This window comes from Planktotalea arctica (genome assembly GCF_002105285.1).
GTDB lineage: Bacteria > Pseudomonadota > Alphaproteobacteria > Rhodobacterales > Rhodobacteraceae > Planktotalea > Planktotalea arctica.
The window spans coordinates 220,815-246,507 of the sequence record NZ_MUHR01000006.1; the positions used below are offsets into that span (position 1 = coordinate 220,815).

Annotated in this window: 24 protein-coding genes; 13 read left to right on the forward strand and 11 right to left on the reverse strand. The window is 54.2% G+C overall.

Annotation, left to right across the window (positions count from 1 at the left end; translation table 11 throughout):
• From B9P63_RS08320 to B9P63_RS08335, 4 genes are all read right to left on the reverse strand, one after another.
• A complete protein-coding gene (locus B9P63_RS08320; RefSeq protein WP_139816226.1) occupies positions 1–1,227 on the reverse strand; it encodes a hypothetical protein in 1,227 nt (408 codons plus the stop codon).
• 127 nt (positions 1,228–1,354) lie between these two features.
• On the reverse strand, positions 1,355–5,086 hold the full coding sequence (locus B9P63_RS08325) for a DUF6079 family protein (RefSeq protein ID WP_217806501.1): 3,732 nt from the start codon (positions 5,084–5,086) through the stop codon (positions 1,355–1,357).
• Positions 5,087–5,100: 14 nt separating this feature from the next.
• Positions 5,101–5,559, reverse strand: a complete 459-nt coding sequence (gene brxF / locus B9P63_RS08330; RefSeq protein ID WP_085308090.1) for a BREX-3 system P-loop-containing protein BrxF — start codon at positions 5,557–5,559, stop codon at positions 5,101–5,103.
• The gene (locus B9P63_RS08335) at positions 5,556–6,452 is read right to left on the reverse strand and encodes a BrxR family helix-turn-helix transcriptional regulator (protein WP_085308091.1); all 897 of its coding nucleotides are present in this window, start codon (positions 6,450–6,452) and stop codon (positions 5,556–5,558) included. Before B9P63_RS08335 ends, brxF begins: the two co-directional genes overlap by 4 nt.
• 603 nt (positions 6,453–7,055) lie before the next feature.
• Between B9P63_RS08335 and B9P63_RS08340 the strand changes: the two genes are divergently transcribed.
• The 10 genes from B9P63_RS08340 to B9P63_RS08385 all read left to right on the forward strand — a co-directional run bounded on the left by B9P63_RS08340 (position 7,056) and on the right by B9P63_RS08385 (position 15,322).
• Complete coding sequence (locus B9P63_RS08340; RefSeq protein ID WP_085308092.1) at positions 7,056–7,934, forward strand: ArdC family protein; 879 nt, start codon at positions 7,056–7,058, stop codon at positions 7,932–7,934.
• Entirely contained in the window at positions 7,931–8,110 is a 180-nt protein-coding gene (locus B9P63_RS08345; RefSeq protein ID WP_085308093.1) for a hypothetical protein, read from the forward strand. The genes B9P63_RS08340 and B9P63_RS08345 overlap by 4 nt, the downstream gene beginning before the upstream one ends.
• 447 nt (positions 8,111–8,557) lie before the next feature.
• Positions 8,558–8,866: a hypothetical protein gene (locus tag B9P63_RS08350; protein WP_085308094.1), complete on the forward strand. Its 309-nt coding sequence runs from the start codon at positions 8,558–8,560 to the stop codon at positions 8,864–8,866.
• On the forward strand, positions 8,863–9,066 hold the full coding sequence (locus B9P63_RS08355) for a hypothetical protein (RefSeq protein WP_085308095.1): 204 nt from the start codon (positions 8,863–8,865) through the stop codon (positions 9,064–9,066). Before B9P63_RS08350 ends, B9P63_RS08355 begins: the two co-directional genes overlap by 4 nt.
• A 208-nt stretch (positions 9,067–9,274) precedes the next feature.
• Positions 9,275–9,556 carry a hypothetical protein gene (locus B9P63_RS19170; protein WP_085308096.1) on the forward strand — a complete coding sequence of 94 codons (282 nt, stop codon included), beginning with the start codon at positions 9,275–9,277 and terminating at the stop codon, positions 9,554–9,556.
• Positions 9,557–9,732: 176 nt separating this feature from the next.
• The gene (locus B9P63_RS08365) at positions 9,733–10,323 is read left to right on the forward strand and encodes a hypothetical protein (protein ID WP_085308097.1); all 591 of its coding nucleotides are present in this window, start codon (positions 9,733–9,735) and stop codon (positions 10,321–10,323) included.
• Positions 10,310–12,127, forward strand: a complete 1,818-nt coding sequence (locus B9P63_RS08370) for a relaxase/mobilization nuclease domain-containing protein (RefSeq protein ID WP_085308098.1) — start codon at positions 10,310–10,312, stop codon at positions 12,125–12,127. Before B9P63_RS08365 ends, B9P63_RS08370 begins: the two co-directional genes overlap by 14 nt.
• Complete coding sequence (locus tag B9P63_RS08375) at positions 12,120–13,997, forward strand: type IV secretory system conjugative DNA transfer family protein (protein WP_085308099.1); 1,878 nt, start codon at positions 12,120–12,122, stop codon at positions 13,995–13,997. The genes B9P63_RS08370 and B9P63_RS08375 overlap by 8 nt, the downstream gene beginning before the upstream one ends.
• 217 nt (positions 13,998–14,214) lie before the next feature.
• On the forward strand, positions 14,215–14,598 hold the full coding sequence (locus tag B9P63_RS08380) for an MbcA/ParS/Xre antitoxin family protein (protein ID WP_085308100.1): 384 nt from the start codon (positions 14,215–14,217) through the stop codon (positions 14,596–14,598).
• 49 nt (positions 14,599–14,647) lie between these two features.
• Positions 14,648–15,322, forward strand: coding sequence for an RES family NAD+ phosphorylase (locus B9P63_RS08385; protein WP_245830591.1), 675 nt, complete (start codon positions 14,648–14,650; stop codon positions 15,320–15,322).
• Positions 15,323–15,595: 273 nt separating this feature from the next.
• Here B9P63_RS08385 and B9P63_RS08390 read toward each other — a convergent pair whose 3' ends face one another.
• The 7 genes from B9P63_RS08390 to B9P63_RS08420 all read right to left on the reverse strand — a co-directional run bounded on the left by B9P63_RS08390 (position 15,596) and on the right by B9P63_RS08420 (position 23,318).
• Positions 15,596–16,660: a D-TA family PLP-dependent enzyme gene (locus tag B9P63_RS08390; RefSeq protein WP_085308102.1), complete on the reverse strand. Its 1,065-nt coding sequence runs from the start codon at positions 16,658–16,660 to the stop codon at positions 15,596–15,598.
• A complete protein-coding gene (locus B9P63_RS08395; protein WP_085308103.1) occupies positions 16,650–18,119 on the reverse strand; it encodes a M81 family metallopeptidase in 1,470 nt (489 codons plus the stop codon). Before B9P63_RS08395 ends, B9P63_RS08390 begins: the two co-directional genes overlap by 11 nt.
• On the reverse strand, positions 18,119–18,958 hold the full coding sequence (locus B9P63_RS08400) for an ABC transporter ATP-binding protein (protein ID WP_176219125.1): 840 nt from the start codon (positions 18,956–18,958) through the stop codon (positions 18,119–18,121). The genes B9P63_RS08395 and B9P63_RS08400 overlap by 1 nt, the downstream gene beginning before the upstream one ends.
• Entirely contained in the window at positions 18,928–19,902 is a 975-nt protein-coding gene (locus tag B9P63_RS08405) for an ABC transporter ATP-binding protein (RefSeq protein WP_085308105.1), read from the reverse strand. The genes B9P63_RS08400 and B9P63_RS08405 overlap by 31 nt, the downstream gene beginning before the upstream one ends.
• A gap of 3 nt (positions 19,903–19,905) precedes the next feature.
• Entirely contained in the window at positions 19,906–20,757 is an 852-nt protein-coding gene (locus tag B9P63_RS08410) for an ABC transporter permease (RefSeq protein ID WP_085308106.1), read from the reverse strand.
• Positions 20,754–21,701 carry an ABC transporter permease gene (locus B9P63_RS08415; protein ID WP_085308107.1) on the reverse strand — a complete coding sequence of 316 codons (948 nt, stop codon included), beginning with the start codon at positions 21,699–21,701 and terminating at the stop codon, positions 20,754–20,756. The genes B9P63_RS08410 and B9P63_RS08415 overlap by 4 nt, the downstream gene beginning before the upstream one ends.
• Before the next feature lie 75 nt (positions 21,702–21,776).
• On the reverse strand, positions 21,777–23,318 hold the full coding sequence (locus B9P63_RS08420) for an ABC transporter substrate-binding protein (protein WP_095533008.1): 1,542 nt from the start codon (positions 23,316–23,318) through the stop codon (positions 21,777–21,779).
• A gap of 176 nt (positions 23,319–23,494) precedes the next feature.
• Between B9P63_RS08420 and B9P63_RS08425 the strand changes: the two genes are divergently transcribed.
• The 3 genes from B9P63_RS08425 to B9P63_RS08435 are packed head-to-tail and all read left to right on the forward strand — an operon-like array spanning position 23,495 to position 25,646.
• Positions 23,495–23,863, forward strand: a complete 369-nt coding sequence (locus B9P63_RS08425) for a RidA family protein (protein WP_245830593.1) — start codon at positions 23,495–23,497, stop codon at positions 23,861–23,863.
• Between the two features lie 15 nt (positions 23,864–23,878).
• Entirely contained in the window at positions 23,879–24,757 is an 879-nt protein-coding gene (locus B9P63_RS08430; protein WP_085308109.1) for a MurR/RpiR family transcriptional regulator, read from the forward strand.
• Positions 24,750–25,646 (forward strand): sugar kinase, encoded by an 897-nt coding sequence (locus B9P63_RS08435; protein ID WP_425439737.1) that lies wholly within the window; start codon positions 24,750–24,752, stop codon positions 25,644–25,646. Before B9P63_RS08430 ends, B9P63_RS08435 begins: the two co-directional genes overlap by 8 nt.
• The last annotated feature ends 47 nt before the right edge of the window (positions 25,647–25,693 follow it).

The following is a 25,693-nucleotide window of genomic DNA, read 5'->3' on the forward strand; positions in this document are numbered from 1 at the left end:
TTACGCTGCGTCGAGCTTAGCGCGAATGCTGGGATAGGAGTAAGGCGTGTCTGGCTCGCCGCCATGCTGCGCCGTCATCTCATCAACAAAGTGCTGCCAATGTGCGCGGGACATAGGAAATATTGATGCGGTTAGTTTGAAGACTTCAACAAGAACATCAGAGGTACCAGATGCGTATGAGATCTGGCTGTTGCCCAGGATCGCGTTCAGCAATCTGCGGATATCTTCCTCGCCAAAGTGCGATGCCAGCGGGATAACAACGGTCTGTCCTAGTAACTCCGCTTCTCGATAGCTTCCAACTGCGGAGTAGATGTCAATTCCAAAGGAGACAAACTCTTTGCCAGGGTTGTCCGAGATTAGCTGAATACGTTCTTCCATTCCATAACTTGTAAATTTTGCAAGCAGAGGATCGGCAAGGTCGGGGACCGCAAACGCATCAAAAACAAGGTGTTCTTTAAGATCCTCAATGGGGCATTGTTCTATGAGGCGGACTAAGCGAAGCTTGACGGGTTCGGTGAGCCACGCCCATAGCTGTGGTTCTGCCCCGAGGAACGTACAGATGCTCAGCAACCTTTCGTCTGCCACGCCGTCAAAGAATTGGCCGACAAATGGGCGGGCGATTTCTTCGAAGATGGGGGTTTTCCGTGCCGCGACCTCGCTTAACGTCCAAGCTAACTGTCGTTTCTTTCTTAGAAGTTCATCTTCGCCTTCAAGAAAGGGCGCTTTCAAGAGGACCTTGATCAGATTTGCCACGAGAGCATCTTTGGAGCGGTTCAGGTACTTGGCAAAAACGAATGTCCTGATGCCGTCTTGGGTCGATGGAAAAGACGGGCTGAGCACGTCTGCTTTGAACCGATTGAGAGCACTCTTGCCTTGCAAAGGGGCATGAATGAGTAGGCACTGCAGGGCGTGTACAAGATGCGATCTGACTAGGTCTGGGGATGGCTGAAAAAGTTCATCTTCCGTGATAAAAGCCGGATGGGCACACATGTGCCGATCATCTTGAATCCTTTTAAGCGTCTCGTGCTCATGTGGGGTTACCAGTTGAAGTTCGTCTTTTGCTGTATCCAGCAATTCGCGCTCAAGCGCTTGCATTTGAATAATGTTCTTGTGCTCAATGGCATTATCTATCTTTGAAACAAATGTTATGGACGCGGCGTCGCCTTGCGCGGCCAACTCCCGGGCTTTCGAGAAAACATCATGAACTACTGCGATCCATGCTGACATTATTGCAGACCTTAAGGCCCCCCCCCGGTACGCAGTAATGGCCTCCTCGATGAGTCGCCGAGACTCTTGATCGCGGACAGAAAGCGAAAGAACGTCGATGTCAGTTACTGCCTGATTGGACATGCCGTCACTCCACCACAAAGCGTAGCTTGGTGGTGTCCTTTCCCTTGCAGCGTTCATTCATGAAGGCGTCAAATCGCCTACGCAAATCCTCTGGTGTCGCGGGCGAGCCACCTTGAAGCAAGGCTTGGCGGATATCGTCGCCCGAGACGACAACTTTATCGAGCCCGGACAGCGCCTCTTGCACAGCACTGATGAACTCGGGAGTGACAGGTTCGGGCAGGGACTTCGTCTCGACAAAGCCTGTAACGATCTTGCGTGAGCCCTCTTTTAGCAGTTCGAAGTTTGACTGGATGATCGGATCCTCGAGGTTGTCGAGAAGCGTTTGTACCCAGCCATCCAGCAGCTGATCGAGCTCGTCATCCAGTTGCTGGAGAACATTGGCAGCGGGAAGCATGTCGCCCTGCTCATTCGCCGGGCGGAAGTTGCAGTGCGGGCAGACCGGGCTGACCGACAGTTCTGAATCAATCAGCGAAGCGCAGCTTTTCAGCTTGTCGAGCTTCTCTTCGAACGTTGTAAGCTGGCTAGTCGCCATCAAGGAGATATTCGCCAATGCCCGCATTGCAACGAGGCGAGAGTCCTTTCGCAGTGCATTCTTGGTCTTGTCTTCAGAAACCCCAAGACGTGCCTTGCTGTGCAGGCTGACGTAAGCCGTCAGGTAGTCCTTCTTGAGCTTGCTGAGGGTCTGCCGATGTTCAGAACCATTCTGGTTAGTGCGGCCGGTGGACAGGGACTCGAGGACATTTTTGCGGGTGTCCTGGGCTTGCTTCACCCAAGCATGGTCCGGCGGAAGCACCAACTCGGCCTGGCCTAGGTAACTTGCCGTATTCCCAAGTTCACCGATCAAGCCATTAAGCCCGTCAACAGAGTTCAGAACCTCAATATTCTTCTTTTGCGCTGCGATATCGTCAGACCCGATGCGCAGGTTCTTCAGCTTGCCGACAGTGTTGTAGGGCGACAGGCTTTCCGAGAATGCTTTGAGTTCATCGAGCTTTGAGCGCCAGTCGCGGATTTCCTCGTCGCGCAGAAGAGGTTGCCCCCAGAAGCTGAGCCTGTTTGCCATATCAGTGGATGCCGCAAGAACACGCTTTGTGAGCTTGTTCACCTCCTCCTGAAGTGCCTTAACGGGTTCATCAGATCCCTGAGTTGCCTGCTGTGCAAGTCCCGGGGGTAGCTCTAGCATTTCGAACAACGAGCGCAGCACAGCCACGTTGATTTCCTTAGGAGCTTCAACGTGTTTGAACTGTTTCAACTCTTCAAGTGAGCGGTCAGCAAGCAGGCTGATTTTGCCGGAGTCGATCTTGTCGCCGGTAATCGCCAAGACGATGTCGCCCGAATAGACCAGTGATCCGAGTACCGCGACCAAAAGATCAGTTTCGAGCCGATACTTGTCCGGGCTAAAATATTCGATGTCCGCATTGCCAACCAGTAACTCGCTGCGATTGAGCACTTGTCCGTGCCCTTTGGCCTTTAGGCGGGTCAGAACTTCTTGCGCATATCGCGATTGGACAGGATCGATACGATCCCCGTCGAGCATTTCCAGACCATCCAGAACGATCACAGCGTCCTTTGTACGGGTGCTGCCGCTAAGAGCACGAAGAGCGTTTCCGATTAGTTGTTTTTTGTTGGATTCAGTAACTAGCGCAGAGAAAGTTGGGTATTCTGGTGATACATCGGAGAACCGGCTGCTCAATGCGATCCCCGCGATCACGTTGACAACATCACGGAAGTTGATGCGCTCATCAGGCCCCAAACGAGCTTTGTCCCGAAGAGAAATGCCCTTCGTCCAGTCCCTGAGTGTTTTGGATTTCCCTTGGAAGGTGACCTCGAAAGCTTCCAGCTGCTTTTCCTGCAGCCATTTGCTCATTTCGCGCAGCGTGTCGCGAACGCGGTCAAGATACACGCCTTTGGCACCGCCACTTGCGGTAGACGCGAGCTCCTGCGCCGCAGCGTAGAAGCCGAGTAATCGCTTGATAGTTTCATCCGGGGCTTTCAGGCGGAAAAACACCTCGTCGGCCTTCTGTTCGTCACGGAAACGTGGTGGATCGAACGGCTGAATGAAGTATAGATAGAAATCCCGCTCCGGCTGCGCGGTCGGTCTGTCGTTGGGAGCCCCAAAGAACAGATAGCCGATGCGCTCAACGCGGCGCTCCTGCCACTCAATCTGGTATTGCCAAATCTGGTGCCCCGTCACGTAGCTGGAATCGTCGGTCCGCTCCATGAGTTGGCGAATTGCCCCATAGTAGGCACGATCGAGAGCATCTTCGGACAATGCTTCTGCGCGCTTCTCAATTTGGGCGTCGTAATCCACGTCCTTCTTGAGATCGAGATAGTATTGCTCCGTGTCCGGCGCTTTCGATATGAATTGGCCGTTTACAGTCTTCAGAGTTTCACGCAGCGTCGTTTGGACCGCTGTCAGCAGGTCATCAGATGGATCCCCGCCCATGTCTTCAATGCCAGGCTGAAACAGACACAACGTATCGCGCAGTTCCGCAGCGGTCGGGCCAACGGGCACATAGATGTCGCCACCCGTTGTCAGTCGATGGACAGAAAGGCCATCAATAATGCGTAGCGCCATCGACTTGTAGGCCGGGCGCGTGAAGGCTTTGGACACACGCTCCGACAATACTTCGGATACTTTGAGCACCGGCCCGATGTTCGGATCAGAACGAAGGACAGAATTCGTAGCAACAGTATCCCAAAACTTGTCGAAACCGATGAGCCCTGGGCGGTCTAACGGCACTTCGTCGCCAAGGATGGCTTGGATCTGATCACGCAGCGTGACCAACGCGCCGCGCTTTTCGGTGAAGACGAGACGCTCGAACGTCCCTATGTAGTCAGGATGGACCGGGAACAGCCGCACATATTCGTCCATACGCTCGTTCATTGAGCCATAGAATTTTGTAAATGGCCCAAGATAGGCACGGATCTTGTCTTGCTGATCAGAAGACTTCTTCAGAAGGCGCTCAGCGACAACGAAGCTCACGTCTTGTCGAGCGAGCAAAACCTGCGTGAAGCGGTCTTTCACGCGACGCAGGCTGTCTGCCACATGCTGGAAGCGACTGCTGTCAAAAATTGCTTCCTGAACGCCCGCGACAAACCGGAACCGGAGATGTTTGGTCACCTCTCCGATTTCTCTCAGGAATGAAAGATCGAGAACCAGCTCGTGATCCTTACGTGAGCGCAAGAACTCAAGGAATTCGTCGACCACCAAGAGCACGCCCTGATCAGGATGAACTTCCGCAAAGGCCGACATCATTTCCTCGAAGGCAGCCTTGTTATTGACGACCTTGTCAGCCGGCGGGAAAGAATAACTCACGCCATGCTTCTCGAGGAAGACCTCAAGTTGTTGGGTGATGATATCCCGCAACGACATCTGGCTCGAAATCTCGATCCGGTGCACCTTGAACCGGCCTGCAATTGCCTTTGCCGCCTCAGCAACCTGCGGATGGTGGATCATCGAAACATATGACTCGTCTTCGGCGACGAGAGATAGCACCGACATCAAGTGCGACTTACCGGTGCCATAGTTACCAACCACCAGAACGCCCTTGTGATCGACGGCTTCATCGAACGAAAGCTGGGGGATCATGAGCTTTGATATCCGCTCCGCCATGTCATCAGAGATGACATAGGTCGATACCAGCTTCTTGGCTTCATCGGGCCGATCGGCGTCGAGAAGCTGAATAACTGACTCAATAGGCTCAAATTGAATGAGATCGCCGTAGCGCATTGCCATCTCGTGGTTTCCTTTCAATTAACTCTGAACGGGACCAAGCCATCACAGCCATAGTCCTGATATTCTGGGTGTCCTGTCGTCGCGTAGGACAATCTGTTTTCCGTGAGGGCCCCTGGCCAAGCAGCTATAACGCGTCGCGCCTGCGCGTGCCGTCTAAGCAAATCGAGGGGACTAAGCTGCAGTCCTTGGTCGAACAAAATCTCTAGGTTATCCATCAGCAGGAGACCGTTGGACGTAAACTCGCCCGCCAATCCCTTCAACAGATCAGACGCCTGTAGGTGCCTCCTCGGACTTGGAATTGTAAGCAATTCGCGCCCTAGAGCAGCGCCCACGTTCAAGATTTGCAGGTCCCTGCGTTTGGCAAACTGCCGGAGCAAACGGCTCTTTCCTGAGTTTGGTGCGCCGATCAACAACAGCAGTTTGCTGTTTACCACGACAAGGTCTTCGACAACGCGCTCAAGTGAATCAATCATGCACCGGCCCCCTCGATCCCTAAACCCGACGCACCGGTATTTGGAATCCCGAACTCGGATGAGTTCAAAAGGACAATTTGCTGGTCTTGCGGGCGACGCGCTGCCGGGTCTGTATCAAGTCCTAACCGTCTCAACGCGTAATATAGCAGCGCCCGCCGAACTTTAATCTTCGCTTTGCCCCCGCGCATACCGTAGTCAAGAGCGATGACCTTTGCCTGCGTTTCCGAAAGTGCAGGGTGGGGCACAATTTCCAAAGTGACTTCAGAGTTCCAGTCTTCGTCATCGGTCGACGTCACTTGGCTTTCACGCACAGCACGAATCTCGAGAACACGTGAAAGCAGAAAGTCCTTGAAGCATTCATCAGTCAGGCAGAAGGCTCTGGAGTGCCAGCGAAAGCCATCAAAGGCGATAGCGTGCGGCGCAATCCAACGCCAGCTGGGTTCTGGACTGGACAGAGATTGGTACTTCAACTCGATAGCTTCAGACCGCCGAATTGCGCCAACCACTGACCGAAGCGTCGCTGCGTTTACCCCGCGAACGGGCGTTGGCGCAGAAGCAAATGGAGGGAGATCCGCAATCCATGAATCTTCGCAATCAAGAATCTCCTCGGCCACTGATCTCAACTGTGCCAGATAGCGGCTCGCATCTGGTTCCAGAAACTGAGGTTTGAACGCTGAGCCGCGCACATAGCTACGAGCGCTCTTGTCATAGACCATATTACCCGGAGCGAAGCCGATATAGCGGTTAAGGTCGGATGACGACTGATTCACCGACAGCCCGAACTGCTCCATCAAATCACTTCGGTTCACATGACCATCCCAGAATAGACGAAACTCAATAAACTCAAGCCTTTGCTCGACGCCCCATCGAAGTTCCGACTTTTCGTTATTCAAGATGGCCTCCGAGTATTCTATACGTATGAAAAGTATGCGCGCACATTTTTTAGTCTGGTGGAACGCTAGCTGCGTGATGTTGCCTTTGCAAGCGAACTTTCTAAGTTTGTCGGTAGGTTAGTGGACATGCTGCTTGTAAAAATACTTCGTCTCTAACGCCAGGTTTCATTTTTTCTACCGGCAAACTAACCTAGCTGTGCTTCGTGCGCGCGGCTCTGATTGATTCAATGGACAGCACTAAGGTGAGCTCACTTCGTCTGCTCACCTTAGCGCTGACGTTAATCAAATTCTTTGTCCGCCCAACATCCCTGACCGTGGCGGTCAACCTTAGTCCATCCCCAAAAACAGCCACCAATTTCCCCTGTCTCGCAAGCGAGCCATTCCTCGCGCGGCAAATTGGCGTCGGTTTTTGGCGCAGACATTTTCTTCGCAAATGTGGCCGATTGACAGCCCCGTTCAGGGCCATGGGTCGGGCTTTGCCCTCTCCCACTCTGTTCCGCCGAATACATGCGTATTCGGTCAGATCAGGTGGCCGAGGCGCAGCCCATCTGCGGAAGGAAGGCACCAAGCCTTGCCCGCGTCACTTTGAACAGGAGGCCACAAATGGCACCGAAATTTGATGTTTATGCCCATGTCACCGACACCATTATTGCAGAGATCGAAGCAGGCACGCCGCCATGGCGTGAGCCGTGGACTGGTAGCGCGTCCGGCATTGCTTTGCCAACCCGTCACAATGGCGAAGAGTATCGCGGGATCAATATTCTGATGCTCTGGATCATGGCGGCAAAGAACGGGTACGTGTCCAGCCGCTGGATGACCTATAAACAGGCGCAGGAATTGGGTGGTCAGGTTCTCAAGGGACAGACATCCTCGACCGTTGTCAAATACGGCACATTCACTCGAGAGAACGATTTGGGCGTTGAGGAGGAACTACCCTATGCTCGCGCCTATCGCGTATTCAATGCGGACCAGATCGAAGGCTTGCCCGAGGACTACTACATCCGGCCCGAGGCCCCGCGCGACCTTGGCACGGCGAAAGATCCTGAGCTTGAGGCGTTTTTCAGTCGGACAGGGGCGGAGATCCTCACCAGTGACGACCCGCGTGCCTATTACAGCCCCGCAAAGGATCACATCCACATGCCGCCGATTGGCACGTTTCACGATGCGGTAGGCTATTATGGGACGTTGGCCCATGAGGTGATCCATTGGACCGGCAGCGAAAAACGTCTGGAGAGGATCAAGAAATTTGCGAACCGAGATGCCTACGCTTTCGAAGAACTGGTAGCCGAGATCGGAGCCTGTTTTCTGGGGGCACAGATCGGCGTTGCGCCGGAGTTTGGCCAAAGCGCAGCCTATGTCGAGGGCTGGTTAAATGCTCTCAAGGACGACAATCGGACGATTTTTCGCGCGGCGTCCGAGGCGCAGAAGGCAGCCGATTTTGTGCTAGCAGCCGCAGGTCAATCGAAAGCGGCCGCAGCATGAGCAGCCCAGCAATCCTGTTCCTGATGACGTGCCGCAAATGCGGCGCGTCGAATCCGGTGATCTTTCTCGCGCCGGTTATCATGAAAGGTAGTGGCACCTGTATTTGCTTGGATTGTGCCGAGGCCCGCAAGTGGCTCGATCCGTACGGCAACCTAAAACCCGGTATTGAGCTTTGAGCTCCTGCGCCCCGCCTGAGGTGGTGGGGCGCAGGCCCTTTAACGCGAGACGAGAAATTGTGGCCCGTGCTGCTGCGCACGGGCCGCTCTGACAAACGGACTGTGCGGAGGATCGACTGGCTTTCAGCCCGCTCACCTCCTTCAGGCTCTTTTTCTTTTAATTGGTCCGCCCAACATCCCTGTCGCGTCCCGTCAATGGGCAAGCGCCGCGCGGGCGCGTCGTCTTTGTCAGCAACCGTGTCCTCGCGCGGTAGGCGCTGCGGGCCGCTCCACTTGCTGGCTTCGACCCATTGACTGGCTGCTCCAGGGCCGTGGGTCGGGCTGTGCCCCCACCCACTCTGTTCCGCCGAATACATGCGTATTCGGTCAGATCAGATTGGCCGGTGCGTAGCCCATCGGCGGAAGAGAAGCCAAGCCCCAACCGCAGCACCCGAAAGGAGGCCAAAAATGGCTCACAAATATCAGCACCCGAAATTTTGGACCTGCGACTGCGATCGCACGACCGGCGGTCACATCATCGACGGGCTCTATAGCGCCTGCGTGTATTGCGGGAGGCATCGGCATGAGCTCAAGGAAATCGTTGTCCCATCCGGTTTGGGGGGCGTGTTTAGTGTCGAGATCCTCAGCGTCGAAGACGATTGCGCCAAGGTGAAAGTGGTGAAGAGCTGGAATGGCTTTGACGCATTGCCGCCGTTCATTGTGCCGCTGAAAGATGTAGCACCGCGTTGGAACCGCAAGGCGGGAGAAATCCAATGATCCAAGACTATCACAGCGATGATTTTTCGACAGCGCGTCTGGAGGATATCGTGAGCCTTCGGAGCGCCGCTCGGGAGGCGCGCGCCACGCTCTACAAGGTGTTGAACCGACTGGAGTTCAACGATCTGGAAGGCGAAGAACAGCCCTACATTGACGATTGTCTAGGAGCCCTCGCAATCCTCGAGGAGGTGTTGCGATGACTTTGGCGGAAATCAGATCGGCGGTGGACGCGGGCAACCGCGTTCACTGGATGAACAACGGGTATGTCGTAACGCGTGATTGCCTCGGGCAGTACCTCATCACCTTCACACGGAACGGCTCATCAATCGGTCTGACAAACCGTGACGGCACGCGCTTGAACGGGCGGCCGGAAGAGTTTTTCATCACAGACTACGCGGAGGTTTTGCAATGGAGTATTCTGAAATCATACAAGCGGCCCGAGAGGGCCGCGCCAGCGTGCATCTGCATGGGTTCTGCAATCTGCCCGATGGCGGGCAGGAATATAGTGATGATCCGGCTGCAATCGATGGCTGGGCGATCTATGTCAGGGTCGAGACTCCGGGCGATCCGCAACAGCCTTTTGATCTGCATGAACTGCCAGACCATCCAACTTTTGAAAGCGCCAAAGGCGCGGCCCACGCAACTGCATTGCAATTGCTGGGCGATGCTGAGGCATGGCACCACGATTGAGTGGTGGCATGCCTTGCGTATGAGGCCGCGCTTTGCCCGGCCGTCGCAGCTTCCGGCTGCTCCAAATGGAATACAGACAGCTTTCATCAATATTATAATATTGATTCAATTATGGCGAAGTGCCATAACAGGGTTGTCTGTATGAAACTGGCAAGAAATAGGGGTGATTACTTCACATGGTCGGACCGCGCGAACCACGGCACAAACGACTGACGCAAAGCCAGCGTTTTGCTATCGTGCGCAAGCGTGCCGATGGCATCCCGATCGAGGATCTAGCCCGTGATTTTGGCGTCACGACCCGCAGCATTTTCTACACGTTGAAAGCCGACCAAAGCCGCAAACTGGACGGGCGCGTGCGGTCCGAACTGGTGAATGTCCGGCTCACCCCGAAAGAGCTCTTGGGCTTTGATGCTGTGCTGACGCGGCATGACATCGGCAGCCGCGCAGAGGGGCTGCGAAGGCTCATCTATGCATCGAATGACCTGTTTGTTCCCGATGACGAGTTGGCTGAACAGATGCAGGGATTGTCGGCCGCGCTCAATCGCTCTGGCAACAATATCAACCAGATTGCACAGCGCTTGAACGAGGCGAAGCGCCAGGGCAAGACGCCACCCTATGGTAATTCTGCCCATGGCCAAGTTCGTGCCTTGGCGGGATTGATCTTCAATATAGCAGACCAGGTTCAGGACATGGCGCAGCGTCGCCGCAGTGCTTTATCCGGCGAGGTTGCCCGCGTTCTGGGAGGCTTTGCCGATGGCCCGGAATAGTGCCGTTGTCGCAGCCCAAGATGCCTTCTTCGACCGCGACTGGAGTCGCATACGCGGAAGCGCGCCGCGTCAGCGTCAAAAGCAGATGGCGCGCGCTGCCATGGGGCATTCGCCCGCAATCTTCAAAGGCATCCGCGACGGCGGCACGCACAGCAAAGCGCAGCTGCGCAACCAGCTGGAATATCTCGCCACGAAGTCGAGTTTTATCATCGACAGCCGTGGCACCTATGACGGCCAAAGCGTGCTGTCAGCCAAAGAAATCGAGCAGGTTACACGTCGGTTTTCAGCGCAGTGGAACGAGGGGTTTCATCCAAAGCTGGGGCATACCTCGCACCTCTTAATGGCTTTCCCGATTGGCACGCGCGGCGCGGACGTGGCCGAGATCACGCGCGAGATTTGCGAGCGGTTCTTTCAGGGCGAAGGCAGCCATTTTGACTACATCGCGGCCGTGCACGAAGACCGCGATCATCCGCATGCGCATATCGTTTTGAACCGGCGCAGCAAGGACGGCGAGTTCTTCTTTCTTAAAGAGGGGCACCACTTCAATTATGACAGTTTCCGCGAGGCGATGGTCGAGGTGTCTGACCGCTACGGGCTGCGGCTTGAGGCGACCCGAAAGGTCGAGCGTGGGATCACGACGACAAGCCCAAACGATGCGGAACATCGCGGCGCGAAAGCAACCGGACGGGCGCTGAGTGAACGGGAGCGCGTGGGACCAGAACTCGACCGCGCCTTGGCCGAAGTCGCGCAGAACGCGCGGCTGTATCTCGGCCTGGCAGCCGAAGCCACGCGCGAGAACCAACTTGATATTGCGGCAGCCCTGGACAAGGCCGCGACGCTTTTGGCGCAGGGAAAACCAATTGAAGCAGATGGAAAGGTATATGGAATGGCTGAAGAACAACATTCGTTTGATGAGGTCGTGGACGCATTCCATGACAAGATTGGCCAGGCCGAGCGTGTTGTCGCCGAGGCTCCAATCGAGCGCCGGGCCGAGCTCGAACACGAGCTGAACGACATCTATCGCTCGTTGTCGCATCTGAGCCCGATTGGCACGCAGTCCCAAACACTGCTGGAGGATGCCTCTAAGAGCGGGATTTACTCGGCCGCCAACATTCAGACCGAGGTCGGAGACACATTGCGGGATCCAGGTCTGGCTGAGCGTGTCGAAGTCGCTTTGAAAGGCACTGGCATCAGTGCGCAAGAGGTGACCCGTCGCATTGAAATCGGCGCGGGAAACGCTGCTCTGGAGCGGCAGTGGCTTGGGCAGGATCTGAAGGCAATCGCAGGCAGCGAGGGCTTTAACCTGTCGCGCGCCGATGAGCTCGAAAAGGGCATCGATCGCCTTGACCAGATCCACAGCGATCTGGGGCGGGTGTTGGTGGAGGCAGATGTCCTCAAAGACAGTGGGGTGGCACAGGACGTGGAGCCCGCTGACCGGGAAATCATCAGCGATCGACTGCCGCCCATCACTTCTGAAATTCTCGACCGGTTGAGGGAAGATCCGACCACGGATCCTTTCCGAAATGATCTGGAGCGCGAAACGTTACGCGCCGAGTTGGAAGAACTGGTCAGCAAAGAAAATGTCCCTGATCTCGCGGCAGGCGACGAGGGTCCGCTGGACGAGCATATCGAAGACCGTTTGGACCGGCTCTATGCGGCCAAGGCCTACCTTCAGAGCGATGCCGCCTTGGCGAACAGTGAAGCGATGGAGCATGTTCTTGATGAAATCGCCAATGAAGAGATCGACGTTCAACGCGTGCGGCATGTTGATGCGGACGGCGAGAAAGGCGTGACACATGGGTAAGACCCGGATCGCACTTGGCGTCTTCAGCTTTGCTTTGCTCGGCGCTGCTTTGGGCTATGTCCTGGCCTCCGCCTATCTGACGTTTCACTGGTTCGGGGTTGGCGCAGATATCGATTTTTTGATGTTGGCACGCGGCTATGCGGCTTTACGAACAACCCAGCCAGACGATATTCAGATCGTCCACCTGATCGTTGGGATCAGCACCGGTGGCGGTGTTCTTCTCACCGCTGTATTGATGAACGACGCGCTGACCAAGTTCGGCGAGACCCACTGGCAGCACATGTCCGAGATGAAGCGAAACGGCTTTTTCGGCAAGACCGGTCACGGCTTCATCCTCGGCAAAATGGGTAAACCCAAGAGTCGTAAACCGTTCGTCATGTCTAAGGTCTTTCCGCATGCCTTGATCGTGGCCCCGACCGGGCGCGGTAAGACGACGGGTTTCGTCATCCCGAACCTTCTGACTTATCAGGGCAGCGCTGTGGTGCTCGACGTGAAAGGCGAAAACTTCGAGGCGACGGCACGCCACAGAGCTTCGCAGGGCGACAAGGTGTTTCGGTTCGCGCCGACGGACTGGAAAGATGGTCGATCTCATCGCTACAACCCTTTGCTGCGCATCGCGGCGCTCGAGAATGTCGATCGACAGCAAATGGAATTGCAGCTCTTAGCGTCACTCTTTTTGCAAGCGGACAGCGACCGCGTGCAAGGTCTGCTCGACGGCGGGATTGATCTCTTTGTGGCGGCAGGCCTGTTGGCTTTTGAGCGCAAACGACCGACCTTGGGTGAGATCTACCGCATCACAGCTTCAGGCGGTGATAAACAAAAAGAATACAGGCGTCGCGCAGACGAGGTGGCTAGTCCAGCCGCCAAGCTGATCTTCATGCGCATGGCATCGACCAACAACGATACACTGACCTCCTATTTGTCGCTGCTGATGACGTCAGGCCTCAAGCAATGGTCAAACCCAGCTATCGATCGCGTGACCCAAAGCTCGGATTTTGACTTCAGAGACATCCGCAAGACACCGTTTTCAGTCTATCTGGTGGTTGAGCCGCTGATGGTGAAACCGCTTGCGCCGCTGATCCGTCTGTTCTTCTCAGACTTGTTGGCGTCATTGCAGGACCATGAGCCGGGCAAGGACGAGCCCTGGCCAGTGATGGTCATGCTCGACGAGTTCAACCGTCTGGGCAAAATGCCGATCGTCCTCGACAGTATTGAAACCCTGCGCTCCTACCGCGCAAATCTCGCCATCGTCACTCAGACCATTCCCGCGCTCGATGAAATCTACGGTGAAAACGCCCGCCGCGCTCTGCAAGGGAACGCCGGTATCAAACTTTATCTGACACCTTCGGATGAGAAGACCATTGAGGAGCTTAGCAAGGCCGTCGGCAAAACGACCAAGCGCGTCGTGACCCGCTCACGGTCGGTGGGCCGGAACCCCTTTGCTGGTCGCAGCATGTCCGAACGGACCGAGGAAACGGCATTGTTACCTGAAGATGAGGCGCGCCGGATGGATCTGGATGACATCATTTTGGTTGTCGACGCCCAAATGCCGGTGCGTGCTAAACGGATCAAATACTACGATGACCGGTTCTTTAAGCAGATCTTCGACCAACAGACCGGCGACCTGCCATACCCCTCGGCTGGAGATCAAATGCGTGGGCTTCAGGGGCAGATTAAAGCACTGGAAGCGAAAATCGGGGCGCTAGAAGTGCCAAGGGAGGCTGCCGGTGGCGGGAAACGGCGCGACGAGATTGAAGATTTGACGTCTGAAAGTCAAAATTCACAATCGGGCGACAAGGCCAGTTTGGGTGATTATCAAGCCGGAACTGAAAGGGTGGAGAAGTTCATGGAAGAGGCCGCTCGGGGATGAGGGGCGGGAACCGGACTTTCGCCGCACCTACGAAGGCATCCTCTCACAACGGCAAAAGCGGCCTTTTACAGCGGCAGATATCCACCTTTTCAGGGTTGCCGCCCTTGGATGCCACGAAACGTCACAGCATCCTGTACCCGCATCACACGACTAGTTTACGAAAATTTCTTTCATATGGAATAATTCCCCTATATTGTTCCATTAGGAAGTGGAGAGAATGATGAAAAACCTACAATCAAATGAAGTTGCGCTGACCCGAGGCGTTGTACTGACCAAGGCAATGATGCGCGCGGCTGACCGACTTGGGATGTCGGGAAAGCAGTTGTCTGACGTGATCGGCCTGTCTGCAGCACAAATTTCACGCATGAAGAATGGTGGGGCCGCTTTATCAGAGGCCAGTAAGCCCTTTGAGCTGTCCGCTTTGCTAGTGCGTGTGTTCCGATCCCTTGATACGATCGTGGGTGGAGACGAGAGCGCCACTAAGCTGTGGATGACATCACAGAATACCGCCTTGAATGGGCGTCCAATAGATAGAATGATTTCAGTACAGGGACTTGCAGATGTCGTCACATACTTGGACGCAAGACGCGCTCCGATCTGAGCTAAGCCACTTACAAGCACCTGCATGGCGATTAGTTGAAGCACAGCACGTGGTTTCCACCCTTAGTCTCGTCGATAACCTGGAAGAACAAACCTTGCTTGAGGAAATTCTGGAGGAGACCAAGCCGCCTGTTCCTGTGGACTGCCAGCACCTTGATTACCTTCTTAGCACGCCATTTAGGTATCGCCCGTACCCCTATGGATCGCGTTTTCGCAAGCCGGGCCTGACGTCTGGCGTTTGGTACGGTGCCGAGCAGCCGGAAACGGCGGTGGCTGAAATGGTGTTCTATCGTTATCTGTTTTACGCAGAAAGTCCGGACACGCCTTTCCCGGACCACCCAGCTGATTACACGGCGTTTTCAGTGGGTGTGGGAACAGCATCCGCGCTGGATTTGACGGCTGGCGCGCTTGACGATGATCGCGAGATCTGGACAGACCCATTAGACTACGTGGCCTGTCAGGATCTGGCTGACACAGCACGTGAAGTTGGAGTTGAAATCATTCGTTTTCAATCCGTTCGGGATCCCGCAGGGGGTGCTAATCTGGCCGTGCTGACCTGTGGCGCATTTCGGGATTCCGCCCCTGTGAGTCGGCAAAGTTGGCGTATCCGCATTAGTTCTTCCGGGGCGCAGGCTATTAGAGACTATCCTCGCCTAGGGGTGGAATTTGGCCGCGATGGTTTTGATATTGATCCGAGAATTAAGGGGATGGATTGGGAACGGTAAGGTGGAAAGGGCGGAAACCGGACTTTCGCTGCAGGTGAGAGATCGGCGTCTCGCATTTGGAGAAGTTGCCATTCATTATGCGATCGAACTCAGGAATGCTGTGCCTGACCTAATGGCGGCAGTGAGCACATAGTTCCCAATGCTGCAGGGCGCATGAAGGAGTAATAACCTTAGCAACCAGACAGTCGACCAGTCTATCCATGAGGTAGGCCTAAAGATGTCAATTTACTTTATAGTGGTCACAATTGGCAATAAACCCAACAATTCTATCGTCTAAATCACACGTCCACGCGCATCGATTGACAATTGCGCGAGATTTCCATCACTCCCTTCGATCCAGATCTCGTCGAACATATTCGAAACCACACACACGTGGTTAGGGACAATTCTGATCCGCTGCCCAATCGCCAACGGATTTTGAGGATCAACGGAAAGCGTTCCGTGTTCTTCGCTCAGACCCACGACGCGGATTTCAGGGTGGCCAACGACGTGGCCATGATCGGTGAAGCCCAATAGATCCGAGGTCAAAACCTTCGAACCGGCATCAATTATTGCACGTTCAGGGGTAGGGGTGCTGACGACTGTAGCAACGACATGGCCCGCGCACTCATCCCACGTGCAGGCACCGGCCCTAACCAGTGAGCGATCATTGTAGATATATGTCCCGATCCGGTATTCGCTTATGATGCCATCGGTTGTGGCTGACCACATATCAGGCGACCCGCCAGAGGATATGACAGGGCAGGCAAGGCCGCACTCATCGAGTAGTTTTTTGGTTTCGCGCAAAAATTCTGCAGCGTTTTTTGCCCCGCCTACTGCGGGGTAGGTCATCAACCCGCCAAATTGCAGCCCAGGCAATACAGCGATCTTTTCCGCGAGCGCCACTGCCGCCTCTGGCGATTGAACGCCGCATCGCCCTGCACCTGTGTCACATTCAACCAAAACCTTGAGCGGCTCGGATGCCCCGCTAAATGTACGGGAGAGCCCATTAATGACGACCATATTGTCAGCAACGACCGCAAGCGCCGTTAGACGCTCCGACAAAGCGCGTAGCCGTCGCAGCTTTGCGTCCCCGAGAATGTTGTAGGTGATAAGAATGTCATCGATCCCATCAACGGCCATTGCTTCGGCCTCGCTGATTTTCTGACAAGTGATGCCATTTGCACCAGCGGCAAGTTGGGCCTTTGCGAAATGGACGGATTTGTGCGTCTTGATATGGGGGCGCAGTGCAAGACCGACCTGGTCACAATGCGCTTGAAAGGCCGCGATGTTTTGGAGGGCAACAGCCTCGTTCACGACAAAGGCCGGTGTGTGGATCGAGTTAATATCAGTCGCCATGAGGGGTCTCCACTCTAGGCCAAATTTCCCGCGTTAGATTGCGATATACATTGGTTTCTGGACGGTTGGGATAAGGTCCATCGACGGCTGCATAAAGAATTTCGTTTGATATACGCGAAAATGCATCATGAAAGTGGTTTGTGGATTTCACGACCAAGATTTTCTTATGCGTAGGATCAATGCCCAAGTTCGAAAAGACATCCGGATTAAACACCTGACTGCGCACCGAATTGAGGATAACGTCAATTCCTTCGATTTCGATCCAGACCGCATCCCCTAAAGGGACGACGCTTTGCCCAAAGCTTTGAACGGCGTCGCGAACGGCTCGTTTCACGGTTACGTCTGCGTCCAGCGGCTCGCCTGCGAACGCAGACATTTTTGCGCCAAAGCGCAACCGGAAAACCGCGCCTTCTCCAGCTGAAAAACATGTGCGTACTGCGATTGGGTCCCAAATCGTTGCTAATGCTGCATTCTTTACTTTGCGTCGCAGCATCTCGCGCAGCACGGTCGTGGAATCCCCAGGTACGCCGCCGCCGGGATTGTCCCAAACATCCGCTATTACGATAGGAACTGCGTCTGATTTTTCTGCTTTGTCAAACGCGGCGCTCGGCGTCAAAAACTCCGGACGCGTCTTGCCTCGCATGCCAAACAGCTCTTGGCCCAGTTCTGAAGCTAGCAGATCACCGTGTTGTTTGTCGTTGTCAGTTATCACAATCAAGCGCGCGCCGAGGTCTGGCACGTCTCCGGCCATAAAGCCGTGAATGACGGAAACCGAGAGAACTGAATCCCTCCCTTCACGCGCTTTGATCTTGTCGACAAAACTGCGCATAGGTTCGCGGCTCGTTGGGAGAACTTCGATCATCTTGCAATCAAATGTGCTAATTACGGGTCTGATTTCACCAAGCGTCGTGCGATGCACCAATTCCACCAAGTTTTCTGCGACCTCAACAAAATCCGTATGCGGGAATTCTTTGAAAACCGTGATCAGGTTCGCGCTATCTGTTCGAAGCTGCGACAAGTGACTGTGGGGATCAAACGTTGCGCCAATGATTGTCGTAGCACCGACGATTTCGCGAACGGACTTTAACAGCTCGCCCTCGCAATCGAGGCACTCTTGGGAAACCATTGCGCCGTGTAAACCCAGTAGAACAATATCGACCGGCATTGCGGCGCGTAGTTCTGCCAAAAGTTGATCGCGAAGGAATTCCCACGTGTGCTGGTTCACAATCCCGCCCGGCTCGGCCCAAGAGGCGGTACCCTCAACGATCTGCCAGTTAAGGTCTGCGGCGCGCGCGCGGGCAACAGGATAGATCGCGCTACACAAGGTTGGCGTCTTTGGATGCTGGCCAGGGGGGGCGTAAAAACTGTCCTTAAAATCCTGCAAGTCGGTGCGCAGTGGCGAGAACGTGTTGGTTTCCGTTGCGATTGAGCCGAGGAAAACGCGCTTTGGATTGGGCATTAGGCGACCTCTCTTCCAAGTGAAATTCGCGGGATCGAGCCCAGTAACTTGCGTGTGTATTCGTGCTGTGGGGCTTCAAAAATCTGTGTCTTGTCCCCGATTTCGACGATTTGACCTTCGAACATCACAGCAACGCGGTCGCTAATATGACGGACCACTCCAAGATCGTGGCTAATGAATAACATTGAGACACCGCTGTCGCGTTGCAACTTTTTGATCAGGTTGAGGACCTGCGCTTGAATCGAGACATCGAGCGCCGACACAGCTTCATCCGCAATCACGAGCTTTGGCTTCAATATCATAACACGCGCAATCCCGATGCGCTGGCGTTGGCCACCTGAGAACTCATGCGGATGGCGCGCCATAACTTTTGGGTCCAATCCCACTAGCTCAAGCGTTGCTGCAATCTGTACTCGTGCTTCGTCCCAGGTTTTGCAAAGACCGTGAATAAAGAGTGGCTCGGCCAAAGTCTGTTCAATTTTAAGGCGCGGGTTCAGCGATGCGAACGGGTCTTGAAAGATCATTTGGATGTCGCGGCGCAGGGGGCGAAATTCACTGGGAGTGAGGGCCAAGAAATCATTGCCCTCAAAAAAGGCTTGGCCCGACGTCGCCTTTTCCAAATGTGTCAATGTGCGCCCAACAGTTGATTTGCCGCAGCCAGACTCGCCGACAAGGCTCAGGACTTCACCGGGCGCAATGTCGAATGACACGCCGTTCACGGCTTTGATTACTTTCTTTTTTCCAAACAACCCGGAACCCTTTGTTTGGAAATGGGTATGCAAGCCAACAAGACGTAACAACGGATCGCTCATGTCGTACTCCCTCCAGCAAAATGGCATTGAACGCTGTGGTTGGGCTTGAACTGCGAGGTTTCGGGCGCTCTGCTTGCGCAGAAATCTGTCGCAAGCGCGCAGCGGGGGTGGAATGCACATCCCGTGAGCGTTTCCTCCAATGTTGGAACGCGCCCCGGAATTGCTTCGAGCCATTCAACGTCCCGATCGACAACTGGAATCGAGTTTAACAAACCGCGCGTGTAGGGATGGGCCAGCTCTGCGAATAGGTCTGCGGTTGCCGCTGCCTCGGCAATTTTTCCACGATACATCACAGCGACCTTGTCACAAGTTTCGGCAATGACACCAAGATCATGGCTGATAAGAACGATCGCCGTTCCCATCCGATCTTGTAGGTCCGCCATCAGTTCCAGCACTTCTTTTTGCACCGTAACGTCAAGCGCGGTTGTAGGTTCGTCTGCTATCAACAGCTTTGGGTCGCACGACAACGCCATTGCGATCATCACCCGCTGCCTTTGCCCGCCAGACATCTGATGTGGAAAGCTGTCGACACGTTCGGATGGGTTGGGAATACGCACAAGCGTCAATAATTCCACGGCACGATCACGCGCGGCGGAGCGTGATATTTGTTGATGCTGTCGAATGCTCTCTGCGATTTGATCACCAATGCGATACACCGGATTGAGGCTGGTCATCGGTTCTTGGAAAATCATCGCCATGCGATTTCCCATGATTGCGCGCCGCTCCGGAGCCGAAAGAGTAAGCAGGTCCATCCCGTCAAACCGGATACTTCCGCCCGTTATGCGTACTGTTGAATCGCCCAATAGGCCCATAATCGCCAGTGATGTCAGGCTCTTGCCGCAACCGCTTTCGCCAACAATTCCGAGCGTTTCATTCTCGTCCACACAAAAGGACACGCCTTGAACCACTGGCAATAGCTTGCCACCTGATCCGACTGCAATGTGTAGGTTCTCGACCTCAAGTAATGCCATGACTTAAACCCCTGCAATATCATCTTTGAAGCGGGGATCGATGCTGTCGCGCAAAGCGTCACCCACAAGGTTCATTGAAAACACTGACAAAACAATCAGCAGACCGGGATAGATCAGCAGCCAAGGCGCGCGCGTTACGTAGATGCGCTCTTCGGAGAGCATGTTGCCCCAGCTGGGCACCTCCGGCGGCAATCCAAGCCCGAGAAAGTCGAGCGCTGCTGCCTGTAGCTGCGCGAAGGCAAAGATAAAGCTGGCCTGAACGAGCAGCGGAGAAACGAGATTTGGCAGGATGTGACGGAACAAGATTGAGGAATGTCCTGCGCCAGAACAAACGGCGGCATCCACAAAGACTTCGCCTTTAAGTTTTAGCGTCATGCCATAAAGAATACGGGCCGTTGTGGTCGCGTATACAATTCCGATAACCAGGATCGTGTTGAACACGCTGCGCTCAAGCAGCGTGATAAGAACCAGCGCCATCAACAAGGCAGGAAATGCCATAAGAACATCAACGCCGCGCATCAAGAAGTGACCAAGTCGTGTGAAATACGCAGAAAGCATGCCGATCAATCCACCACACACAAGCGCGACGACAACACTGCCAACTCCGATTATCACAGTCATCCGTGCGCCATAGATAGCCCGTGAAAAGGTATCGCGGCCAAAGTGATCGGTGCCAAACAGATTTGGCAAGCCCGGCTCGGCCAGTCGGCCAACAGGGTCGATCTCAAGTGGGTCAAAGGGAGCGATCAAAGGCGCAAAGATCGCGGCGAGCAAAATAAAGCAGAGCCATATGAAACCAACAGTGGCCAGCTTGCGACCAGCGAAAGCATTGCGCAGGAAATTGATGATATTCATTTCAGAGATACCCTTGGGTCTAGGCGTGCATAGGCAAGGTCCACCAACAAATTGATGACCATGTAGAGAACAACAATCACAAGGATAACGCCCTGAATGACTGGATAATCTCTGCGAAGGATCGATTGAACAACAAGCCGCCCAATTCCCGGTAGCGAGAAGACCGTCTCGGTCACAACCGCTTCTGATATCAACGCAGCAAAGGTGAACCCAAAAGCTGCGGCAACGGCGATGAGTGCATTTCTGAAGACATGCTTAATGGCTACGCGAGCGGGGTGCAGGCCCTTGGCGCGGGCCGTGCGCACGTGATCTTCGCGGGCGACATCGAGCATCGAAGCGCGTACCAACCGAACAATGAGCGCAGCATTCGGCGCAGCCAATGTAAGGCTAGGGAGTATTAGGTAGCGCAGGTTTGTTATGCCGCCTTCATCAGATAGCGACGGGAAACCAGAGCTTGGGAACCATCCCAGCGTCACGGAAAATATCATGATCAGATAGAGGCCGAGCCAGAACGTCGGAACGGACGCTGCCAGCATTGCGCCGCTTGACGTGATCTGATCAATCCATGTGCCGTGCTTGGTTGCGGACAAAACTCCGATAGGCAGGCCCAAGATGATGATCCAAACCATCGTCATCGATGCCAACAAAATGGACGTTTCTGCGCCGCTTCCGATGACTGCCGTGACCGGCTCGCGGAAAAAGATCGATGTCCCGAGATCGCCCTGAAGCACGTTTCCGAGCCACAAGAAATATTGGATCCACAAAGGGCGATCAAATCCCAACTCTGCGGAGAGCTGCGCCACTTCTTCAGGCGTTGCTGTATCTCCCAGAAGAATAGCAGCCGGATCGCCAGGAATTAAGTGAACAAACAGAAACACCAAAATCGTCGCTGCCAGAAGCGTTGGGATAAGCGTCAACAGGCGCTTGGCCGTGTATGCAAGCATAGTACCCTCGGTAATAAGAGGTGGATAGGGTGTTGCCCCCCGACCAAACCGTTTGGCGGGGGGCGCAGTGGAGCGTTACTTGGAGACGTTCCAGAAGCTAGGCCAGATGAGCGTTTGCTCGCCGAGGCCTTTCAGTTTGGGAGAGGCGATGTTGTAAGTGTAGACATCGCCTGTCTTCATGGTTGGCACCTGCTCGTAGATAAGAGCCTGAAGTTCGGCCCAAATCGCTTGACGCTCGGCCGGATCAGAAGATGCAGTAAAGCGATCCTTCAGCGCCTTCTTTTCTGGTGTTGCCCACCAGCCGGGGTAGTTGTCATTCATGACCGAAATCAGAATGGGGTCCGGCACAAAACCGTGATGGGTAAAGAAGAGATCCCACTGGTCTGGCTGCGCGCGCTTTTCAATAAGCGTCGCCCAATCATAAACCTGCAGGTCAATGTTGAAGCCAGCTTGCGCAAGTTGCTTGGTGTAAACGATCGCACTGTCGTAGTGGAACGGATAGTTTGTCGACACCATGAACTTGATAGGCTCGCCATCATAACCGGCTTCTGCGGCCATAGCTTTGGCGGCTTCAGCGTCACCTTTGCTGAAGTTTTCAGTGCCTTCAGGTGTATTCCAAACGCTACCCTCTGGTGCAAAAGACCCGTTTGCACGCCACAGACCCTCAGGGCCGATCGCGACTTGCAATGCTGGTTTTTTGTCGATCGCCGTTTGAATGGCACGGCGCAGAGCGAAGTTTTCCTTGAGCGGTCCATCGCTGGAGTTCAGGAACACCAAGCCGAAAATCGGCCCGCCGTTTAGCATGGTCTTTACGCCAGCATCGGCATCAAGTTCGGCAAACAGATCACCGGGGATGCTTTCAGCGTAGTCGTAATCACCAGCACGAACGCCTGCGATGCGCGTGCCAACGTCAGATACGGGGATGAAGCGAAGCGTATCGAAATCAGCAACGCGCGCGCCGCCATACCCGTCGGCTTCACCGTCTGGGGATGCATAATCGTCAAAGCGCACCAGCTCGATGTAACGGTTCGCTTCCCAAGCATTGAACTTGTAAGGGCCCGTGCCGATGTAGTTTTCTGGCGAAATAGGCTCTTTGGTGGCGCCAGTCGCAACACTCGCAGGGTAGATCGCTGGGCCACCATTGATGAAGGCCATCAAGTTCTTCCAAGGGCCGAACGGCTCTTTCAGGTTCAGCGTGATTTCATACTCGCCTGACGCCTCAACGCTTTCGACGTGATCAAAGATCAAGCTGCCACGGGATCCAAATTCACCCCAACGCTGTAGCGAGGCCAGAACATCCGCGGATGTCATTGCTTGGCCATTGTGGAATTGCACACCTTCGCGCAATGAAATCACAATGGTTTTGCCGTCTTCGGATACGGTTTCACCCGACGCGAGCAATGGCACAGGTGCGTTGGCTCCATTGAACGTATAAAGTCCCTCAAACATATGATGCGCGATTGTTGTCGCCAAATCAGATGTGATGACCTGTTGGTCAAGGCTTGGGGGTTCGCCCACAGTTGCATAGCGCAACATACCGTCCGCATAAGCGCCAGTCGTCAGGGTCATTAGGGCCCCCACCGCAAGCGCTGATTTCATCCATGATTTAATAGTCATTCAGTCCTCCTCCTCTGTCAGTCTATCACTTTATGGTTCGTTGTGATGTAATTTACTTACATTTAGAAGTGAGTCTGTCAAACATTACTGGATTTCTACTCAAAATAAGGATACATTGCGTAAGTAACTTACATTTAGGAATGCATATGACTACGAAAACATTGGGAATCGTTCGCATGGATGGTGCAGATGCCGCTGCTGGCGGCACACCGCGTCCGTTCGCCAAAGCTGTGCGCGCTGGTGACTTTGTCTATGTTTCTGGACAGGTACCGACTATGGACGGCGAAGTTGTCACCGGGGGAATCATTGCCCAAACAGAAGCCGTAATGGCAAACATCATTTCGGTTCTAGAACTTGCAGATTGTGGGCTAGAGCACGTTGTGAAAGTCGGCGTTTGGCTTGATGATCCGCGCGATTTCACAAGCTTTAATTCGGTGTTTGCAAAGTACTTCACGGCCCATCCGCCCGCGCGTTCAACTGTTCAAAGTGCCATCATGGTCGACGCAAAAGTTGAAATGGATGTGATCGCGTATAAGCCAGTATAGGAAGCGATTCAGCGAATGATCAAAGTCATCGACTTAATTTCACACACGCGCGCGCTTGAGGGAACCTTCCCTAAGCGCGAACAACTGGTTGCTGACTTTGTTCTCGCAAATCTCGAAAAGATTTCATTTCTATCCCAGCATGAAATCGCTGATGCGACTGGGGTTTCAGTCGCGACAGTGAACCGGTTTTGCACGACGATCGGATGCGAAGGTTTCCGGGATTTCCAAATTCGCCTCGCTCAAAGTGTTGCAGTAAGCCTGCAATATCTCGGGGGGCCAAATGGCGATCAATCTGAATCGGGTCAATTGGTAACGCAGGTTTTCAGCACGTTGGTCGATACGCTTACGCTTGCCCGCAAACAGCTTGATGGTCAGCCTATAGATCACGCCACGGACGTTCTTGCGAATGCGAGACGGATTGCGTTTCTTGGGGTTGGCGGCGGTTCGGCCAATGTCGCTCGCGAAGGCGCGAACCGGTTTTTCCGACTTGGCATACCGTCCGAGGCGCATGCGGACGGGTACCTGCAGCGCATGTTGTCGTCTACATTCACAGAAGGGGACGTGCTGGTAGCCATTTCTTCAAGTGGTCAACCAGCCGAGCTTTTGGATAGTGTCGCAATCGCCAAACAATACGGGGCTACGACAATCAGTTTGACCAAGACGGGTTCAGATCTCGCTAATCTTACAGACATCTCAATACAAATCGACGTCCCAGAAGATCAAGATATCTACAAGCCATCAGCGTCTCGGCTTGTTTTTGTTGCGATTGTTGATGTTTTGGCAGCTGGTGCCGCTAGAAAACGCCCCGAACGCGTCAAAGAGAACCTGCGTCGTATTCGAACTTCACTTCTCCCTCTGTCCAAAGATTCAGGGCCAAAGCCGATAGGTGACTAAATTGACCACTCCGCTCAAAGTAGCCTGTATCGGCGAAGCAATGATCGAGTTAGCTTTTGAAGGTGCAACGCCGCGTGTTAGTTTCGCAGGTGATACACTCAACACGGCTATATATCTGCGCCGCAGTCTCAAAGCAGCGCACAGCGTTTCTTTCTTTAGCGTTGTTGGCAACGATGTGTTTTCACAGCGGATGTTGGACTTCATTTCAGATCACGGAATCTTAACGACGAATATTTCAAAGCATCCGAACTTATTGCCTGGCCTGTATGCGATCGATACAGCGCCAGATGGGGAGCGTTCGTTCCTCTATTGGCGCGAAAATTCTGCAGCTCGCACGCTTTTCGAAGCTGGTTTTTCCGCCCTTGAAGGATTTGATGTCATCTATTTTTCAGCGATCACTTTGGCAATCCTTCCCAAAGTTGTCCGCGACGGTTTCATGGATTGGTTGGCAAGCTGCGGTAAGACTATTGTATTTGACTCTAACTACCGTCCGAAACTCTGGCCCGACACCGCCACTGCACAGTCCAGCGTGGAAGCGGCATGGCGGCTGGCAGATATTGGTCTCCCGTCTGTGGACGATGAAATGGCCTTATTTTCAGATGAATCCGAACAAGATGTCATTGCTCGTTTAACCCAATGGGGCCTAAATTTCGGGGCATTAAAACGAGGTTCGCGCGGCCCGCGTTCCATCGCAACTGAATCTGTGCAGCAACCTGTCTACCAAAAAGCGCATTCGGTCGTTGATACAACCGCCGCCGGGGACAGCTTCAACGGCGCTTTCCTCGGCAGCTACTTTCAGAATAGCAACATCGCAAAGGCTCTAGTCGATGGGCATAATTGCTCTTTGAAGGTCATCGCCCATAAAGGTGCAATCACCCCAACGCGCTGAAGAGAAACTTTTTGCTTCTAGGGCTCGACTCACTCTCATTTTTCAAC

Coding starts and splice junctions, on each gene's coding strand:
- B9P63_RS08345 (WP_085308093.1), top strand. CDS start 7,931: ATGAGCAGCCCAGCAATCCTGTTCCTGATGACGTGCCGCAAATGCGGC.
- B9P63_RS08380 (WP_085308100.1), top strand. CDS start 14,215: ATGATGAAAAACCTACAATCAAATGAAGTTGCGCTGACCCGAGGCGTT.
- B9P63_RS08350 (WP_085308094.1), top strand. CDS start 8,558: ATGGCTCACAAATATCAGCACCCGAAATTTTGGACCTGCGACTGCGAT.
- B9P63_RS08425 (WP_245830593.1), top strand. CDS start 23,495: ATGGATGGTGCAGATGCCGCTGCTGGCGGCACACCGCGTCCGTTCGCC.
- B9P63_RS08395 (WP_085308103.1), bottom strand. CDS start 18,119: ATGCCCAATCCAAAGCGCGTTTTCCTCGGCTCAATCGCAACGGAAACC.
- B9P63_RS08320 (WP_139816226.1), bottom strand. CDS start 1,227: ATGTCAGCATGGATCGCAGTAGTTCATGATGTTTTCTCGAAAGCCCGG.
- B9P63_RS08400 (WP_176219125.1), bottom strand. CDS start 18,958: ATGCCATTTTGCTGGAGGGAGTACGACATGAGCGATCCGTTGTTACGT.
- B9P63_RS08405 (WP_085308105.1), bottom strand. CDS start 19,902: ATGGCATTACTTGAGGTCGAGAACCTACACATTGCAGTCGGATCAGGT.
- B9P63_RS08430 (WP_085308109.1), top strand. CDS start 23,879: ATGATCAAAGTCATCGACTTAATTTCACACACGCGCGCGCTTGAGGGA.
- brxF (WP_085308090.1), bottom strand. CDS start 5,559: ATGATTGATTCACTTGAGCGCGTTGTCGAAGACCTTGTCGTGGTAAAC.
- B9P63_RS08390 (WP_085308102.1), bottom strand. CDS start 16,660: ATGGCGACTGATATTAACTCGATCCACACACCGGCCTTTGTCGTGAAC.
- B9P63_RS08415 (WP_085308107.1), bottom strand. CDS start 21,701: ATGCTTGCATACACGGCCAAGCGCCTGTTGACGCTTATCCCAACGCTT.
- B9P63_RS08370 (WP_085308098.1), top strand. CDS start 10,310: ATGGCCCGGAATAGTGCCGTTGTCGCAGCCCAAGATGCCTTCTTCGAC.
- B9P63_RS08325 (WP_217806501.1), bottom strand. CDS start 5,086: ATGGCAATGCGCTACGGCGATCTCATTCAATTTGAGCCTATTGAGTCA.
- B9P63_RS19170 (WP_085308096.1), top strand. CDS start 9,275: ATGGAGTATTCTGAAATCATACAAGCGGCCCGAGAGGGCCGCGCCAGC.
- B9P63_RS08420 (WP_095533008.1), bottom strand. CDS start 23,318: ATGACTATTAAATCATGGATGAAATCAGCGCTTGCGGTGGGGGCCCTA.
- B9P63_RS08340 (WP_085308092.1), top strand. CDS start 7,056: ATGGCACCGAAATTTGATGTTTATGCCCATGTCACCGACACCATTATT.
- B9P63_RS08410 (WP_085308106.1), bottom strand. CDS start 20,757: ATGAATATCATCAATTTCCTGCGCAATGCTTTCGCTGGTCGCAAGCTG.
- B9P63_RS08355 (WP_085308095.1), top strand. CDS start 8,863: ATGATCCAAGACTATCACAGCGATGATTTTTCGACAGCGCGTCTGGAG.
- B9P63_RS08365 (WP_085308097.1), top strand. CDS start 9,733: ATGGTCGGACCGCGCGAACCACGGCACAAACGACTGACGCAAAGCCAG.
- B9P63_RS08375 (WP_085308099.1), top strand. CDS start 12,120: ATGGGTAAGACCCGGATCGCACTTGGCGTCTTCAGCTTTGCTTTGCTC.